Annotated in this window: 14 protein-coding genes and 1 tRNA gene; 12 read left to right on the top strand and 3 right to left on the bottom strand. The window is 35.6% G+C overall.

All coding sequences use genetic code 11. The features are described from left to right. Positions 1-269: 269 nt before the first annotated feature. Positions 270-2,150, top strand: a complete 1,881-nt coding sequence (gene ltrA / locus NST60_RS05725; RefSeq protein ID WP_318010528.1) for a group II intron reverse transcriptase/maturase — start codon at positions 270-272, stop codon at positions 2,148-2,150. Between the two features lie 119 nt (positions 2,151-2,269). On the opposite strand, the gene NST60_RS05720 is transcribed toward ltrA, so the two are convergent. Continuing rightward, the gene (locus NST60_RS05720; RefSeq protein WP_016204262.1) at positions 2,270-4,018 is read right to left on the bottom strand and encodes a SulP family inorganic anion transporter; all 1,749 of its coding nucleotides are present in this window, start codon (positions 4,016-4,018) and stop codon (positions 2,270-2,272) included. 315 nt (positions 4,019-4,333) lie between these two features. Continuing rightward, positions 4,334-5,122 (bottom strand): formate/nitrite transporter family protein, encoded by a 789-nt coding sequence (locus NST60_RS05715; RefSeq protein ID WP_016204261.1) that lies wholly within the window; start codon positions 5,120-5,122, stop codon positions 4,334-4,336. A gap of 406 nt (positions 5,123-5,528) precedes the next feature. On the opposite strand from NST60_RS05715, the gene NST60_RS05710 reads away from it, so the two are divergent. The 3 genes from NST60_RS05710 (at position 5,529) to NST60_RS05700 (ending at position 7,544) form a co-directional block, all read left to right on the top strand. After that, positions 5,529-7,016, top strand: coding sequence for an MFS transporter (locus NST60_RS05710; RefSeq protein ID WP_016204260.1), 1,488 nt, complete (start codon positions 5,529-5,531; stop codon positions 7,014-7,016). Beyond that, positions 6,983-7,240: a hypothetical protein gene (locus NST60_RS05705; protein ID WP_016204259.1), complete on the top strand. Its 258-nt coding sequence runs from the start codon at positions 6,983-6,985 to the stop codon at positions 7,238-7,240. The genes NST60_RS05710 and NST60_RS05705 overlap by 34 nt, the downstream gene beginning before the upstream one ends. 230 nt (positions 7,241-7,470) lie before the next feature. Then, positions 7,471-7,544: transfer RNA gene (locus NST60_RS05700), tRNA-Gly, on the top strand. Positions 7,545-7,670: 126 nt separating this feature from the next. On the opposite strand, the gene NST60_RS05695 is transcribed toward NST60_RS05700, so the two are convergent. Then, positions 7,671-8,336 (bottom strand): B3/B4 domain-containing protein, encoded by a 666-nt coding sequence (locus NST60_RS05695; protein ID WP_016204258.1) that lies wholly within the window; start codon positions 8,334-8,336, stop codon positions 7,671-7,673. Positions 8,337-8,428: 92 nt separating this feature from the next. Here NST60_RS05695 and queG point away from each other — a divergent pair, with 92 nt between their 5' ends. The 8 genes from queG to NST60_RS05655 all read left to right on the top strand — a co-directional run bounded on the left by queG (position 8,429) and on the right by NST60_RS05655 (position 17,380). Then, positions 8,429-9,562, top strand: a complete 1,134-nt coding sequence (queG, locus tag NST60_RS05690; RefSeq protein ID WP_016204257.1) for a tRNA epoxyqueuosine(34) reductase QueG — start codon at positions 8,429-8,431, stop codon at positions 9,560-9,562. An 856-nt stretch (positions 9,563-10,418) separates the two neighbouring features. Beyond that, entirely contained in the window at positions 10,419-11,297 is an 879-nt protein-coding gene (locus tag NST60_RS05685; protein WP_016204256.1) for an amidase domain-containing protein, read from the top strand. A 79-nt stretch (positions 11,298-11,376) separates the two neighbouring features. Continuing rightward, a complete protein-coding gene (trmL, locus tag NST60_RS05680) occupies positions 11,377-11,853 on the top strand; it encodes a tRNA (uridine(34)/cytosine(34)/5-carboxymethylaminomethyluridine(34)-2'-O)-methyltransferase TrmL (RefSeq protein ID WP_016204255.1) in 477 nt (158 codons plus the stop codon). Between the two features lie 83 nt (positions 11,854-11,936). Further along, a complete protein-coding gene (locus tag NST60_RS05675) occupies positions 11,937-12,296 on the top strand; it encodes a DUF4181 domain-containing protein (RefSeq protein WP_016204254.1) in 360 nt (119 codons plus the stop codon). 40 nt (positions 12,297-12,336) lie between these two features. Next, positions 12,337-13,092, top strand: a complete 756-nt coding sequence (nfsA, locus tag NST60_RS05670) for an oxygen-insensitive NADPH nitroreductase (RefSeq protein ID WP_254416265.1) — start codon at positions 12,337-12,339, stop codon at positions 13,090-13,092. Between the two features lie 419 nt (positions 13,093-13,511). Continuing rightward, positions 13,512-15,407, top strand: a complete 1,896-nt coding sequence (locus tag NST60_RS05665; protein WP_016204252.1) for a PrkA family serine protein kinase — start codon at positions 13,512-13,514, stop codon at positions 15,405-15,407. Between the two features lie 273 nt (positions 15,408-15,680). Then, positions 15,681-16,856 (top strand): sporulation protein YhbH, encoded by a 1,176-nt coding sequence (gene yhbH / locus NST60_RS05660; RefSeq protein ID WP_016204251.1) that lies wholly within the window; start codon positions 15,681-15,683, stop codon positions 16,854-16,856. Between the two features lie 122 nt (positions 16,857-16,978). Further along, positions 16,979-17,380: a hypothetical protein gene (locus NST60_RS05655; protein ID WP_016204250.1), complete on the top strand. Its 402-nt coding sequence runs from the start codon at positions 16,979-16,981 to the stop codon at positions 17,378-17,380. Positions 17,381-17,934 lie beyond the last annotated feature (554 nt).

Genomic DNA, 17,934 nt, shown 5'->3' with positions numbered 1-17,934 from the left:
GTAAGCCGATAACGTGGAGAGTTTGCACTCTATGAAGCGGTAGCAGGGAAAGCATATATGTCGAAAGTGTATATGTATAACCTCTTTTATGTCGGTGAAGGTAATGGCACAGTACCAAAGAAACTGTGATAACAAACAGTGGAGGGATAGCCATTAGTCAACTGTTAGAAGACGACATTATTATCACAGAAATTTCAGGTTCGAGTATGACTAAGAGAAATGAAAGCTGAAATTACAAACCCAATTTGGGAATGTAAAGAGGTGAGTAATTGACTGAAACCCATGCAAAGCCGAAGGAGTTAAAAAGTCAAAAGCTGAGAAACAATGAGTATTACAACACGCAAGACATGTTTGACCAGTTATATCAGCTAAGTTCGGAAGGAAAAACTTTTAATAAGTTATATGAATTAGTTGTAAACCCTGCAAATGTTAAACTTGCTTTTCGTAACATCAAGAAAAACAAGGGAAGTAAGACAGCAGGAGTGAATCAAAACACTATATTCGAAATCGGACTTAGAAGCCCTGATATGCTTGTACAATATGTTAAAAATCGCCTAGATGATTATAAACCTCATAAAGTGAAACGTAAGGAAATCCAAAAGCCAAATGGCGGCATTCGTCCTTTAGGAATTCCTACTATTGAAGATAGACTTATTCAACAATGCTTATTACAAGTTCTTGAACCTATATGCGAGGCTCGCTTTCATAAACATAGCTATGGATTCAGACCTCATCGGAGTCAAATCCACGCATATTCAAGGGCTGTAACATTAGCAAACAAAAACAAACTACATTATGTAGTAGATGTTGATATTAAAGGTTTCTTCGATAACGTTGATCATGGGAAGTTGCTTAAACAACTATGGACAATTGGAATTAGGGATAAACGTATTCTTTCGATTATAAGTAAGATGCTCAAAGCTGAGGTTAAAGGAATTGGGAAACCTACTAAGGGAACTCCACAGGGAGGAATTCTTTCTCCGTTACTTTCAAATGTAGTATTGAATGAATTCGACTGGTGGATAAGTAATCAGTGGGAAACATTTAAGACGAGAAAGGATTACACAAAGATACGTGTAATTGGTGGAAAACAGCGGTTTGACCAAACGGTGAAATACGCCACCCTTAAAAGGTATACCAAGTTAAAGGAAATGTTTATTGTAAGATATGCAGATGACTTTAAAATCTTTTGTCGAGACCACAAAACCGCATTTATTATATTTGAATCTTCTAAGCAGTGGTTAAAGGAAAGATTAGGCCTTGAAATCAGCAATGAGAAATCGAGAGTAGTCAATTTACGTAAGAACTATTCGGAGTTTCTAGGGTTTAAGTTCAAAGTAGTTCCAAAAGGCAAAAAGCGTGTTGTTAAATCGCATATGACAGATAAATCACGACGCAAGGTAATTGAGAAAATAAAAACAAAAGCTGAATTTATTCGAAGAAAACCGAATAAGGCTGAAGTAACTAAATTTAACTCAACTATCTTGGGAATTCACAATTATTATCGGTATGCGACACATACGACAAAGGATTTCAGTGAAATTTCTTACTCAGTCAAACGAATCCTGTATAACAAGCTTAAAAAAGCAAAGAGTTCAAAGGGAGTTATCACACCATTCTTTCAAAAAGCATATAAAGATTATCTTAATAAAAAGAAATTCTTTGCGTGTGGCATGATTTTATTCCCGATAGATGGGGTGAAACACAAAAGCCCTTTGAACTTTACTCAGGAGAAAAACTCTTATACCGAAAGTGGACGAATCTTGGTTCACAATAGCCAAGAGGCTGTACCACCGATCATGGTACATTATTTGATGGAAAACCCAATAAAATCGGAGAGTATGGAATACAATGACAATCGACTCTCAAAATATATTGCTCAATTAGGTAAATGTGCAATAACACGTAAAGATTTAATCATTGGGGAAATGGAACTCCATCATAAAAAGCCTAGAAATAAAGGTGGAACGGACGCTTATCAAAACCTTATATTTATATGTAAGGAAGTCCATAAGTTAATCCATGCGGTAAAGGAAAGCGCCATTAATAAGTACCTTAATGTACTGAATCTTAATGAAGAACAACTGAGTAAAGTTAACGCTCTTCGTAAAAAAGTGGGCAACTGTGTAATTGATAATGTAACGAGCTAGTAGTTGATGGGGCGCCGTATGAGGTGAAAGTCTCACGTACGGTGCTAAGCGGGGGAAAAGATGGAGATTACTTCAAAGTCTTACCTATCGCAACCAAATGCCTTCCTCCTTTTCTTTCATTACTTTATTGCTATGGATGCTGACTCATTCACTCTTTGGTCTTGTTGATTGGCTAATGTCTCGCATTCTTGAAAAGCAAAGTATTTGCAACCTTGGCATTGATGCTTGTTTACAAGGAGTAAGCTATAGTCGATTGCTTCTCCTGTGTGTATAAAGAAATGATTTGGTCCAATTTTCTCAAACAAGCCGGTTTTTCGAAGGATGCCTTCTGGTTGAGGATTAATTCCACAAATAAGAACTTTTCCATGCTTAGAAAAGCTTTCCACAATATTGGCGAAATAAGCCTCTCCGGTTAAATCCATGAAAGGAACTTTTCCCATCCGAAGAATTAGTATTTCAGGTTGACGATGAATAGAGCGTAATAAGGTTTGCTCAAATGCTTGGGCAGCTCCAAAAAATAACGGTCCCTCCACATCAAAAATGCTAATTTGAGGACAACCGTGGGACAGTTTTTGATCCAGTTTTTCTAGTTTATTTAAGTTGCTAGGCAGTACTTGAGATGTTTTCATTATATCACTCATACGTTTAGTAAAGATAATAATAGCTAAAAACAGGCCTATTTCTACTGCTGTCGTTAAATCAAAAAAGACCGTTAGTAGAAAAGTGACGCTTAATACAAGGGAATCTCCTGTTTTTGTTTTGAGAATTGTACGAAATGATTTCTGTTCACTCATATTCCATGCAACTACCATTAATAAAGGAGCCATGCTTGCGAGTGGGATTTTGCCTGCAAAAGGGGCAAGAACCATTAGAACCAGAAGCACTACGATACCATGAATGATTCCGGAAAGAGGGGAAACTGCCCCACTCTTTATATTTGTAGCTGTTCGGGCAATTGCGCCTGTAGCTGGAATGCCCCCAAATAAGGGAGCAATCATATTGGCAATCCCTTGACCAATTAACTCTTTATTACTGTTATGTTTGCTGTTTGTCATGCCATCTGCCACAACAGCAGATAATAGGGACTCAATTGCTCCAAGAATCGCAATAACAAACGCGGGTTGAATCAATAATGTAATTCGCTCCCAAGTAATAGGCGGAAGATGAAAGGATGGCAATTTATTTGGAATGCCGCCATACATCGAATCAATAGTAGCGATTTCGCTAGGATAAAAAAACGTTGCAATAATGGTAGAAATAATTAATCCCATTAATGGTCCAGGGAGTTTTGGAAACCATTTCGGTGAAAAAAGAATAATCACAAGACAAATAACAGCTGTAAAAATGCTATATAGACTAACTGTATCGAAATGCTGAATGATTTCTCTCATATTAGCTAAGAATGCCTCATGTTTTTCTATATTCCGCAAGCCTAAAAAATTGGAGATTTGACCAGTAAAAATGATTACGGCGATTCCAGAAGTAAATCCGATAGTTACAGATCTAGGAATATATTTAATAAGGGAACCAAGTTTAAATAAACCAAAGAGTATTAAGATAACTCCAGCTAGGAACCCCGCAATTAATAAATTTTCAAAACCATATCCGAGAACAATGCCAAGCACGATAGGGATAAAAGCTCCGGTCGGACCGCCAATTTGAAATTTGGATCCTCCTAATAAGGAGATAAGAATTCCTGCGATTATCGTTGTATAAATCCCGAATTCAGGTTTCACACCCGATGCAATCGCAAATGCCATCCCCAGTGGAATCGCGATAATACCAACAATAATTCCAGAAGTAATATCTTTTCTAAAAGACGCAAACGAGTAGTGAGTAAATCGATTGTCAATCAATTTCCATTTCATATTAACCCTTCTTCTTTGAATATTTGTATATTTGATTATTTGAATATACTATTAAAATTTACTCTTTACTTTAGTAGAAGTCAAAATAAATTTTGTGAATTATTTTGTTTTGAAGATAGGGAGGCAGGAGGGATAATAGTTTGTTTCTTTATGAGGATTAGAGGGGGGAATAAATGAGAGAATTTGGATGTTATTTGAAAATTTTCGCATATATGACGTCTGCGGGGGTAGCAACAAACTTTACGAAAACGGCCTAATAAAAAAACGGTACCACACTTGATATAATGTGTGGTACCAACTCCTACTGAACCTTGATTATTTTTCTTCCTCATCCATAAATGGTTTGTTAACGTAATAATACATAACGCCCATAAAACCGACACCGCCAATTAAATTCCCTATCGTAACAGGTACTAAGTTACGAATAATTGCTGGAATAGTAACAGCTGGATTTTGATCTAATACATAAGAAATAGAGAATGTCGCCATATTGGCAATGCTGTGTTCATAGCCAGAAATGAAGAAACAGAAAACAAATAAAATCATTACCGTAATTTTAGCGATATCCTCTTTTAAAGCCATAGGGATAAAGAAAGCTAAACAAACAAGCCAGTTACATAAAATTCCTCGAAAGAAAAGTTCACTAATTGGTGCTTCTAATTTGGTTTCTGCAGCATGGAGCAAGAAGTCATTGACACTAGGAGATTTAAATAGCCCAGTTAACAAGATGAAAACAGCAAAGAAGATTGCCCCAACAATATTTCCTGCATAACTAGTTCCCCAAACTTTAAAAACATCCGTCCATTTAATTTTTTTTCTTAATGCTGCATAAGTATAGTAAAAAGTGTTTCCTGTAAATAAATCACCGCCGCCATATGCGATAAGAATAATTGCTGCGCCGAATACTAAAGCAGCCATTGGGTAAGCAAAAGGTGATTCTACTGCGTAAAAGAAATTTCCAGTTTTGAATGCCACGATTACGCCAAAGCCTATGAACATACTTGCAACAACGGCACGCATAAAAAAGCGAAACTTACTTTGTTTATAAATTTTTAATTTTTTTAACGCTAATTTTTCTACTTCAAAAAGAGATGCGCCTTCCATATTCATAATCCTCCTGATCAAGGTTTTTCTTAGTTTTCACTGTAGTAATGTTTATTACCCTATTATTATCATGCTGATTCCTTAAGAGGTCAATGAAAATATGTGAAAAAAATCACAATAGAAACATTTATTCAAAATTTGTTCACAAATTAAAAGGGATTTAAGCTATCTTATTATATTCCCCAAAAAGAACTAGATTAAAATATACAAAAAATATGCAAGATTTTTCTGAAAATACAGTAAATAAAAACTTTTATAAAGGAGAAAAAAGTTAAATCTAATGCATAAAATCACAATGGAATAATTTGTCGAAGAATTCATGTTATATTTTCTTACAAATGTATAGACTTTATATTTATTCAATCATAAAATAGAAGATGGAAACTAACAAGGGAGTGAAGAGCTCATGACTTCAGCATATCGCATATCGATGCTTGTAAATGATCAGCCGGGAGTTCTGGCTCGTATATCCAGCTTATTTGGAACGCATCATGTAAATATTGAAGATATAAAAACGAAAAAATATAAACGAGAAGCAACGACGAGAATACAAATTTCTAGTTCAGCAGGAGACAAGCAAGTTCAAAACCTTTTAATTGGATTACAGGGACTAATGGATGTCGTAGAAGTGGATGCAGATGCCATTCATAAATCGGCTTTCCAACAAAGACTGCTTCAACGTACAGATACTATTCAAACACTAAGAGAGCAAAAAACATTAAGCAAAAAAGTATCTTACTGGCTAGTTGCCTGCAGTTTATTTTTAACATTATTCGGAACGAATATTCCAGCATCTCTTTATTCGCTTTATCGAATGGAGTGGGGACTTACATCGGGAATGATTACACTTGTGTTTGCTATTTATGCCTTTACCGTAATTCCCGCTATCGTCATTGCAGGGCAATTATCAGATCAAATTGGGAAAAAGAAAGTGCTAATTCCAGGGATTTTCTTCTCACTGATAGGAACATTTTGCTTCATCATCGCAAATGGTCTTGGAATGCTGCTTATTGGCCGTTTATTCCAAGGATTATCTGTCGGTATTTTAAATGGAGTAGCAGTAGCTGCTTTAACAGAGTTAGATGAGAAGAAAAACACGAAAAAGACCGCGTTAATATGTGCTCTTGCTGTTACACTTGGTAATGCATTCGGGCCAATTCTCTCCGGATTGCTTGGTGACTTTGCTCCAATCCCATTAAGATTATCTTATTATGTACATTTATTATTTATCATCCCATGTTTTATCCTTCTGTTTTTCCTAAATGAAAATATTAGACCAGGTCTAAAGCCTGTTCAATTAAAGAAACCATTTGTTCCAAAAGAAATAATGAAACCATTTTTATTAGCTTCCTTTACTTCTTTTGTGGCATGGTCGATTATTAGTATGTTTATGTCTTTAATACCATCCAATCTGTCTAGCTTTACGACCGTAACGAGCTTAACCATATCAGGAATTGTTGTAGCACTTGGATTAATCGCTGCGGCCTTTAACCAAATTTTATTAAAACAATTATCCCTAATAAAATTGATCACAATTGGCTATGTCTTCCTAGCGGTAGGGCTTATGCTCCTAGTTATTACAATTAACACTCAATCACTGACGTTATTGTTGATTTCAGCTGTACTTATTGGTGGAGGGAATGGACCAGCATATGCGGGAAGCTTAGCGCTAGTAAATGAAATGGCACCAAGTAAAATAAAAGGAAATATTGTTTCTACCTTTTTTGTAATTACGTATCTAGGTGTAAGCCTGCCGGTTATTGGTCTCGGCTATTTATCACAGACATTTGGAGTTGCTGGCGCCGTAACAACATATGTACTTATCATGGGGGCGCTTATATTGTTAATTGCAGGTTTTGCTTGGAAAGAAAGAAAAACCATTTTTACAAAATAAGCATATCTCACACTGAGGGAAGTTTTGTAAATATTAAAGATCAGTTTTCTACTTTTAAGTGGGAACTGGTTTTTTTATTTTTGGAAAAAGGAGAGAATCGTAAAGTAAATGTAAAGATACAAAAAAATGATAATAAATCTTGGACTATTGAATACAATGGTGATGTAGTATTTTTAAAGCAAACTTTGGGAAGGGAATCTGCTTTGAAATTCCATCAGAATTAACATTGGAAGGCCCCGTAGACAGAGACGATCTGGGTGGCTAAAATTGTGTTTTTAAAAAGGTAAGTAGATTCCCTAAACCATTGAGAAGTAGAAGCTACAAGTGGTAGAATCCGTATAAAAGAAAAAAATAAAAAAATTGTCGAAAAGAGGTTGCTTTTTTAACAATACGGCTATATAATAAAAAACGTGTTAAAAATAAGTAAAAAAACAGTAAAGAAAACTTAATAAATGCGGGTGTAGTTTAATGGTAAAACCTCAGCCTTCCAAGCTGATGTCGTGGGTTCGATTCCCATCACCCGCTCCATACATACGCTCACAACGCAGTGTTTCGTTTCATTAAGAACGAAGCATTGCGTTTTTTAATTTTACAAAGAAAATAGCTATATGCAGGAGAGGGTGTTTCCGCTGTATCGGCTCTCCTGACAAATTATTATTCTACAATGGAAAAAGAAGCTTCTCCTCCATGAACCTGTACAAACATATTAAGTAGGGATTCTACCATTTGGTTTGCTTTTTCACTTTCAATGGATGGGGGAAGATAGACAATTTGAATGGCATTTTTCGTAGATGGTTGGACAGGTGCTCTGTCGGAATCGACAAAAGGACTGCCAAATGGACCAAGCTCATCTGCAGATACAATCAAATTTTCAATCGAATTCATTCTTCCATTAAGACCAGCATATTGTTCGCCTTCTTTTCCAATACGTATGTTTATATTTCCTTGAAGATTGGCACAATCATAAATACCGATAGGAACGCCATATTGAAGGGAAAAGAAATTATTAATATCAATGCTACTATTGATTGGCTCTAAGTAATTTTGTTTTTTGATGCGTCTAAGCAGGCTTTCTGCTGAATGGCGATAGCGATTTGGATCTTTACCTGTCTTTTTAAAGATTTCCCGCCATTCTTTTACAGAAGGAATATCGGTTACGTTGTTATCTTCTAAATCAAAAAAAATAGACTCTTGAAAAAGTCGCATTCGCCCTTTTATCATCTGTGGTGTGTCCATTACTTCCATTCCTTGATAATGAATGAATCCAATCTTAAAATTAGGTATCAATTGCTTAATCTGTGCTGAGAGTGAAATATCCAATATATACACCTCCAATATAATAGTTGTTTATGTTATCCTATATTTTAGCGTAATCTTAATGAAAAACCAATGAAAAGGAAGGAGGGAGCCCATTGGATTTCCGTGAATTAAAGAAAGATATCATTGAATATAGTAAAACAATCGGAATAGATAAAATAGGCTTTACCAGTGCAAGTACCTTTGAAGAAATGAAAGTACGTTTAATTAGGCAGCAAGAATTAAATTATCAATCTGGTTTTGAAGAGAAAGATATAGAGAAGCGGGTAAACCCCTCCCTTCTATTAGAACAGCCAAAGTCGATTATTTCGATTGCACTTGCTTATCCTTCTAAAATGAAAGAAAGGGTAGTCAGCAAAAAAGGAGCACGCAGAGGCATATTTTGCCGTGCTTCTTGGGGAACTGATTATCATGTTGTTTTAAATGATCGTTTGAAGAAACTTGAGGATTATATAAAAGAAAGAATCCCGGATGCATTGTGTAAATCGATGGTAGATACCGGGGAATTGGTGGACCGAGCAGTTGCTCAGCGTGCAGGTATTGGCTGGTCTGGAAAAAACTGTGCGATCATCACGCCAGAGTTTGGCTCTTATGTTTATTTAGGAGAAATGATTACCAATCTTCCACTAGATCCAGATACTCCAATGGAAGATCAGTGTGGAACATGTAATAAATGCGTAGAGGTTTGTCCGACAGGTGCGCTTATTCAAGGTGGACAGTTAAATGCTCAAAGATGTATTGCTTTTCAAACACAGACAAAGGGATTTCTAGCAGAAGAATTTAGAGAAAAGCTCGGAAACCGAATTTATGGCTGTGACACCTGCCAAACTGTTTGTCCGAAAAATAAAGGAATTGATTTTCACAATCATCCAGAAATGGAGCCAGACCCAGAAATTGCAAAACCATTGCTCCAGCCACTACTATTTATCAGTAATAAAGAATTTAAGGAAAAGTATGGTTATATTTCTGGTTCTTGGCGTGGAAAAAAGCCGATTCAGCGCAACGCGATTATTGCACTTGCTCATTTTAAAGAGGAAGGAGCAGTCGGAGATTTAATTACTGTTATGAAAAAAGACCCAAGACCAGTGATAAGAGGAACAGCAGCATGGGCTTTAGGGAAAATTGGCGGCGACGAGTCAAAGACTGCCTTGCAAACAGCAACACAACAAGAAGAAGATCAAGAAGTTCTACAAGAAATCCAAGATGCTTTACAGCGATTAGCGCATTAATTAATATGGCTGGTTTCCTTTGGGGGAAGATCGCTGTTTTTTCTTGTGGTGAGAGGGAAAGAGGTTTTCATCGTGTGGCTGACCGCTAATATTTCGTGGAGTGGTAGGAAAAGAGGCGTTCATCGTGTGGCTGACCGCTAATATTTCGTGGAGTGGTAGGAAAAGAGGCGTTCATCGTGTGGCTGACCGCAAAAATTTCATAGAGAAAGAGAAAAAGTGGTTTTCATCAAGTGAATGAACACCAAAATTTCATAGAGAAAGAGAAAAAGTGGTTTTCATCAAGTGAATGAACGCCAAAATTTCATAGAGAAAGAGAAAAAGTGGTTTTCATCAAGTGAATGAACGCCAATATTTCATAGAGAAAGAGAAAAAGTGGTTTTCATCAAGTGAATGAACGCCAAAATTTCATGAAGAAAGAGAAAAAGTGGTTTTCATCAAGTGAATGAACGCCAAAATTTCATAGAGAAAGAGAAAAAGTGGTTTTCATCAAGTGAATGAACGCCAATATTTCATAGAGAAAGAGAAAAAGTGGTTTTCATCAAGTGAATGAACGCCAAAATTTCATGAAGAAAGAGAAAAAGTGGTTTTCATCAAGTGAATGAACGCCGAAATTTCATGAAGAAAGAGAAAAAGTGGTTTTCATCAAGTGAATGAACACCAAAATTTCATAGAGAAAGAGAAAAAGTGGTTTTCATCAGTAGGATGAACGCCAATACTTCATACAGTAAGAGGGAAAATGCCTTTCCTCATTTTTTACTAATTAATACGAGACCAAAAAGAAGGATATCTATGCCTTCTTTTTTTTGTACAGTTCTTCTCCCTTTAAACATAGTTATTAAAGAAGGGAGTAGATGGAATGAAACAACAATTAATGGAGCTTATCGAGAAACGGATTCAGCAATGTGTTGCAAAAGAAAGAACAGCCATAGTAGATGAGAAATTAGAGCGAAAAAGAAATAGTATGAATAAAAGAAATGCTGAAATAGTTCATGTGAAGGCAAAAGGGAAAATTGAAGATAGTCAAAAAAAGGCGGATGAGACAGAAGAATTGGTTTATTCTGTTCATCTCCAATATTTTATCAAGCAAGGCGAGCTTTTTATTGTTGAAGAAGAGGTCGAAAATAGAAAAGGTGTTTTTTATAAAGGCGTATTAATTGAAGATACGGAGCTCCTCCCAGCTTATCCAGAAGATTATCGAGAGGTACCATTAGCTGAAGAATTTAGAGAAACGAAAGAGAGATCGAGTCGCTACACATATGATCGTCTAAAAGCAGTGCAATATGCAGAGAAATGGTGGAATAGTTACAATCCGAAATACCACCAATTTGAGGTCGATTGTACCAATTATATATCGCAATGTGTGCATGAGGGAGGGGCACCGATGAGAGGCTATCCGAACCGTAATAAGGGTTGGTGGATGCAAAATAATAATTGGAGCTACAGTTGGTCTGTAGCGAATGCATTTCCAAGATATTTAGAAACTTCTACTGCCGGTCTACGTGCAAATAAAGTAAATAGCGCAATGGAGTTAAAGCTTGGAGATGTCATTTGTTATGATTTTGAAGGGGATGGGAAATATAATCATACAACGATTGTCACGGGAAAAGATGCAAATGGAGAGCCGTTAGTAAATGCACATACGTATAATAGTCGCATGCGCTACTGGAAATATGAAGATTCAACTGCCTATACTCCAAATATTAAATATAAATTCTTTACGATTATTGATGGTTAAAAAGGAGAATAATCTCTTTCGCATTTCCTTTTAAGTAGGTGTATAATGGAACGGAAAGTAATAGTTAGAGGTGACAAATTTGGCAATACATATTGTTCTATACCAACCACAAATACCTTCCAATACAGGCAATATTGCCAGAACATGTGCGGGAACAGACACGGTGCTTCATCTAATTCGTCCATTTGGATTCTCCACCGACGATAAAGCGTTAAAGAGAGCAGGCTTAGATTATTGGGAATATGTCGAGATTCATTATTATGACTCCTTAGATGAATTTTACAAAAAAAATGACGGCGGAGCTTTTTACTATGTTACGAAGGTTGGAGAAACGCCTTATGACTCCTTCAATTACAGTGAAATAAATAAAGATCATTACTTTATTTTCGGAAGCGAAACAACGGGGCTTCCTCAAGAAGTTATTCAGAATAATTTAGATAGAACTTTACGAATCCCAATGACAGATAATATTCGTTCTTATAATCTTTCAAATACAGCAGCTGTTCTTATTTATGAGGCATTAAGGCAACAAAATTTTGGACATCTAAAAAAATAATATTGAAACAATGACAGAGTGTAAATCGTAATAGATTTATACTCTTTTTTATTATAAATAGACTAAAGGGAAGTGGATGTGAAATGGTCTTTACTATATCGAAAGATTTTCTCTTTTTATTAAGCTTCTTTATCCTTCTTTTTGGATCAGAAGGCTACTTAAGAAAAAAGCTAGGACTGCCAAATAAAAAGGAAAAAAAGGTCCATCCACTACAAAAATGGTTGGATTTTACGATGATACTCAGTGCTATAATCTTAATGTTTTTATTAGATAGTCCAATAGTAAGTATGTGTATATTAATCTGTCATAGCTTTCTTCAATCTTTTGTAGAGTGGAGATATAATAAAAAGTCAAAAGAATGGATTATTTATTTAACAAGCGGGCTAATTCTTTTTGTCCTAACGATTATTGGTATATTATTAGGATATAGTTACTATCAGTAATTTTTGAAAACAATAAGAAAAAAATAAAGGAGAGGATTTCATGAATCAAACAATTGAAACAATACTCAATCATCGCTCTGTAAGAAAATTTACAGATAAGGAGTTAACCCAAGATCAAATTCGTCTCCTTGTAGAAGCTGCCCAAAGTGCTTCTACCTCTAGTTTTGTACAAGCCTATAGTATTATTGGTGTAAAAGATAAGGGAAAAAAGAAAAAATTAGCGGAATTAGCTGGAAATCAGCAATATGTGGAAAACAATGGTCATTTATTTGTTTTTTGCGCTGATTTATATCGCCATGTTGTAGCAGCAGAAATGGAAGGGAAAAAGGAAGCGGCACTGGAATCGATTGAAAGCACAGAAAAATTTATGGTCAGCCTTATAGATGTAGCATTAGCTTCACAAAATATGGCAATTGCCGCAGAGTCATTAGGACTTGGCATTTGTTACATAGGTGGCATTCGAAATAATTTAGTGGAAGTGAGTCAGCTATTAAAAACACCGGATCATGTTTTACCGGTATTTGCTTTAGTTGTAGGCTATCCAGATCAACAAACAGAGAAAAAACCAAGAGCTCCATTTCATCATATTTATCACGAAAATGAATATGAGCAAGACCTAGAACAATATAAAAGTGGGCTAAAGGAATACAACGAAGAAATCACCGAGTATTACGAGGAAAGAACAAATGGAGCAAGATCGGATACATGGACAGCGCAAATGGCCGGTAATTTTGCACAAAAATCGCGTATGTATATGAAAGGGTTCGTGCAACAGAAGAAATTCGATTTGAAATAACTCAAAGAAGGACAATAAAACAGTGTCGGAGTGAACCGATGCTGTTTTTTTATCCCACTCTTAACGGGCAGTAAGACCCCCACCTCAAGCTGCGGAAATTGAAGAAGCTAGGTGGGGGAAACTGCCCGTAAAGGTCCGATAAGTGCAACTAACCATAAGTGGAGGATGAGGAAAAACCCCCACTTATGGAAGTTTTCTTTATGCAAAAGTCTGAATTGCTAAATAAGAATTAGGAAAAAGAAAAAATTCCTCTTTCCTATCAATTGTTATTTTATAGCGGTTCTCCGCGCTAAAGAAAAGGTTTTTCTCCTAATTAGTTAGGTTCTCTAAAAAAACTATTCCTTCTTTTAAGCATGTTCGTATTCTCTGGTGCATAGATTATATTAATCGTCTCTGATAAAGTGACAGGGGAGGTCCATATGAGTATATTAAAGAAAATCGAGATGCATAGACAAGAAGAAGAGTTGTTGAAGTGGGAAGGGACATTTGAAGAGTATTTAGAAATATTGAAGGAAAAGCCATGGGTAGCTCAATCTGCACATTCAAGGGTTTATAACATGATTAAAGATGCAGGTATTGATGATGTAAATGGGAAAAAACAATATAAATTTTTTTCTGATCAGCTTTTCGGTTTAGAAGAGCCATTAGAAAGATTAGTAGAAGAGTATTTTCATCCAGCTGCCAAACGTCTAGATGTAAGAAAACGTATTTTATTACTAATGGGTCCAGTCAGCGGGGGTAAATCTACATTGGTTACGATGTTGAAAAGAGGCTTAGAAGCATATACGTACACAGAGCGTGGAGCAGTATATGCAATTAAAGGATGCCCAATGCATGAAGATCCACTTCACATGATACCACATAGTCTAAGAAAAGATTTTTATGATGAATATGGAATCCGCATTGAAGGAAACTTATCGCCACTCAATATGATGAGACTTCAGGAAGAATATAATGGAAAAATTGAAGATGTAATTGTAGAAAGAGTATTTTTCTCAGAAGATAAGCGAACAGGGATTGGAACCTTTAGTCCATCTGATCCGAAATCTCAAGATATCGCTGATTTAACGGGAAGTATTGATTTCTCTACGATTGCTGAATATGGATCGGAATCAGATCCACGGGCTTATCGTTTCGATGGAGAGCTGAATAAGGCGAACCGAGGGATGATGGAGTTCCAGGAGATGTTAAAATGTGATGAGAAATTCTTATGGCATTTATTATCATTAACACAAGAAGGTAACTTTAAAGCGGGAAGATTTGCCCTCATTTCTGCCGATGAGCTAATCGTTGCTCATACAAATGAAACAGAGTATCGCTCCTTTATTTCTAATAAAAAGAATGAAGCATTGCATTCCCGTATTATTGTCATGCCGGTTCCATATAATTTAAAGGCATCTGAAGAGGAAAGAATCTATGAAAAAATGATTCGAGAAAGTGATGTTTCGGATGTTCATATCGCTCCACACACATTGAAAATCGCTGCAATCTTTACGATTTTAACTCGATTAAAAGAGCCGAAAAAAGGCGATATTGATTTAGTGAAAAAAATGCGTTTATATGATGGCGAAAGTGTAGAAGGCTTCAGTTCTGCTGACTTGAAGGAACTGCAAAATGAATATGGTGATGAAGGAATGAGTGGGATCGATCCACGTTATGTCATTAACCGTATTTCTTCAACGATCATTCGCAAGGATGTAACAAGCATCAATGCATTAGATGTGCTGTTGTCAATAAAAGAAGGATTGGATCAACATTCTTCTATTACAAATGAATTAAAAGAAAAATATTTAAATTGCATCTCCTTAGCGCGTAAGGAATATGATGAAATTGCCAAGAAAGAAGTACAAAAGGCATTTGTTTACTCTTACGAAGAGTCTGCTAAAACGTTAATGGATAATTATTTAGATAACGTAGAAGCCTATTGCAATAAAAATAAGCTTCGTGATCCATTAACAGGTGAAGCGATTAATCCAGACGAAAAACTAATGCGTTCTATTGAAGAACAAATTGGCATTTCTGAAAATGCGAAAAAATCTTTCCGTGAAGAAATCTTGATTCGTATTTCCGCTTATGCAAGAAAAGGAAAGAGATTTGATTATAACTCTCATGATCGCTTACGTGAGGCCATTCAGAAGAAGTTATTCGCAGATCTGAAGGATGTCGTGAAAATCACTACTTCAACTAAGACACCAGATGAGCAGCAATTGAAGAAAGTAAACGAAGTAGTAGCACGCCTAATCGATGAACATGGCTATAATTCCACTTCAGCAAACGAGTTATTGCGTTATGTAGGAAGCTTATTGAATCGCTAAATAAATTGGTCAAAGGAGGAACAGGCTAAAACACGTCTGTTCCTCTTTTGCCTAATAGGATAGAGAAGCTTGTATGTATTTCTAAAATGAAACATATCTAATAAGGCCCTTTTCTAAAAAAAGTAAAATTATCGAAATTATTAGTAAATTATTTATGCCATCTGCATATGATAGAGTAATCACTTTATTTAGATATAGCATTACCCAAATTAGTGTATGCGCAAATTACTTCATATGTGCACAAAAGGATGAAAAAAATTTAGGAGGGGTAAGATGACCGAAAAGCAGAATAACCATCAGTTTGTAATATCCCAAGAAAATTGGTCCCTCCATCGCAAAGGCCATGATGATCAACAACGTCATCAGGAAAAAGTGCAGGAAGCCATTAAAAATAACCTACCTGATTTAATTACAGAAGAAAACATTGTCATGTCAAATGGTAGAGAAGTTGTGAAAATCCCCATTCGTTCATTAGACGAATACAAAATTCGATATAATTATGATAAAAACAAACACGTTGGGCAAGGGAATGGAGACAGTCAGGTTGGCGATGTGGTCGCACGCGATGGATCTGGAAATCAAAAAGGCCCAGGAAAAGGGCAAGGAGCAGGAGATCAGGCTGGAGAAGATTACTTTGAGGCAGAAGTATCTTTAATGGAATTGGAAGAAGCTCTATTCAAGCAATTAGCATTGCCGAATTTACAAAGAAAAGAACAAGACCAAATTGTTGTCGAGAATATTGAATTTAATGATATTAGAAAAGTAGGCTTAATGGGTAACATAGACAAGAAAAAAACGATGATATCAGCATTTAAACGAAATGCCATGTCTGGAAAACCAGCATTTCACCCCATTTATCCAGAAGATTTAAAATTCAAAACGTGGAATGAAGTGCAAAAGCCAGAGTCCAAAGCAGTTGTACTTGCGATGATGGACACAAGTGGTTCAATGGGCTTATGGGAAAAATATATGGCAAGAAGCTTTTTCTTCTGGATGACCAGATTTCTTCGTACAAAATATGAAACTGTGGAAATCGAATTCATTGCCCACCACACTGAAGCAAAAGTTGTGTCGGAAGAAGATTTCTTTTCCAAAGGAGAAAGTGGAGGTACAATTTGTTCCTCTGTTTATCGAAAAGCATTGGAACTGATTGATGATAAGTACGATCCCGGCCGATTTAATATTTATCCTTTCCATTTTTCAGACGGAGACAATTTAACATCCGATAATGCTAGATGTGTTAAATTAGTAGAAGAGTTGATGGAAGTTTCCAATATGTTTGGTTATGGGGAAGTCAACCAATACAACCGACATAGCACGCTTATGTCCGCTTACAAAAATATTCAAAATGAAAAATTCCGCTACTACTTACTGCGTCAGAAGGCAGATGTATTTAATGCGATGACAAGTTTCTTCCGAAAAGAGGAAGAAGGACAGATGTATGCATAAGGAATGGAGGCACAACTCATGGGGGTTGTGTTTTTTTCTGTTTGTTGATTATTATTTATTTGTTACCAAAACTATATGAAATTATTTTGTGATAAATTAACTGTAGGGAAGGAAGTGGAAAAATGACGAGTCATTATTTTATCGCTACCATGAGACCTATTTCTGAATTTCATGAAAAGGAGAATAACGCCCCTTTTATAAGTGGGGAAGCTTATAAGGAGGAATTACCTTTTACAATGCCATATGTTTATGAAGTAGGCGGAGATGATATAGAATTTATATCCTTTTTAGATGATTTCATGCAGTTAGGAGATGTTGTGGAGCAGTACATTTATGAAGAAGGGCGTAATGGAATAGCACTTTCGGAAAATTTCCCAGAGGAGGCAATAACTATAAATCTTTTGAATAAAACCTATAAGGATCAATTTGGTGAATATCAATTAGATTCTAAGAAATGGAAGGAAGATCTTTCAAGAAGAACTATTGCTTCTAAAAGAAGTGTAACTACATTTATGAAAAGTTAGTTGGATAAGTAGAATAGGAAATATAAATGGAGGTTATCCCGGAGAGAACTGTCTTATCTTTCATATACGCAGCTGTAAATCTCTTTTAATTTATATAAAGTTTTAGACATATCTAGAAGTAGGATTGAGCTTTTTCAATCTATGAACTTAAGTCAGTGAAATAGAATAGTTGCATGTCTAGTGAAATTAACTGAATCTCATTTATAGAAGAAGATTTCCTATTTCTTGATTTGTTTGAATAAAATCATATTACTTTCCAATATCTTTTTGTTTTCTTTAACTATTTTAAATATCTATGATCATTCTTCAAAATTTGATGTATTTAATCTAAAGTTGTATCCTGAAGAATCGTCTTTTACTTCCCAATCTTTCTCAAAAACAATTTTGTTAGTTTCCTATTAGTATGTTTGATTTGTTGATCTTTGGATGGATATTCATAGAAAAACTACTACTAAAATTTTTTTCGTTAAATCTAGTGATTTGGACGTATCTTTTATTTTTGAGGCTTCATTAATAAAAATAATGTATATAGGATGGGGAAGTCAACTAACATT

The organism is Niallia sp. FSL W8-1348, from assembly GCF_038006745.1.
GTDB lineage: Bacteria > Bacillota > Bacilli > Bacillales > Cytobacillaceae > Niallia > Niallia alba.
Note: the sequence above shows the minus strand (reverse complement) of the source record. Positions and strands in the feature narration are given on the sequence as shown.

What these genes read in the sequence shown, in the direction of transcription:
- NST60_RS05720 (WP_016204262.1), bottom strand. Translation starts at nt 4,018, where the DNA reads ATGAAATGGAAATTGATTGACAATCGATTTACTCACTACTCGTTTGCG.
- NST60_RS05715 (WP_016204261.1), bottom strand. Translation starts at nt 5,122, where the DNA reads ATGGAAGGCGCATCTCTTTTTGAAGTAGAAAAATTAGCGTTAAAAAAA.
- NST60_RS05710 (WP_016204260.1), top strand. Translation starts at nt 5,529, where the DNA reads ATGACTTCAGCATATCGCATATCGATGCTTGTAAATGATCAGCCGGGA.
- NST60_RS05685 (WP_016204256.1), top strand. Translation starts at nt 10,419, where the DNA reads ATGAAACAACAATTAATGGAGCTTATCGAGAAACGGATTCAGCAATGT.
- NST60_RS05675 (WP_016204254.1), top strand. Translation starts at nt 11,937, where the DNA reads ATGGTCTTTACTATATCGAAAGATTTTCTCTTTTTATTAAGCTTCTTT.
- nfsA (WP_254416265.1), top strand. Translation starts at nt 12,337, where the DNA reads ATGAATCAAACAATTGAAACAATACTCAATCATCGCTCTGTAAGAAAA.
- NST60_RS05665 (WP_016204252.1), top strand. Translation starts at nt 13,512, where the DNA reads ATGAGTATATTAAAGAAAATCGAGATGCATAGACAAGAAGAAGAGTTG.
- yhbH (WP_016204251.1), top strand. Translation starts at nt 15,681, where the DNA reads ATGACCGAAAAGCAGAATAACCATCAGTTTGTAATATCCCAAGAAAAT.
- NST60_RS05655 (WP_016204250.1), top strand. Translation starts at nt 16,979, where the DNA reads ATGACGAGTCATTATTTTATCGCTACCATGAGACCTATTTCTGAATTT.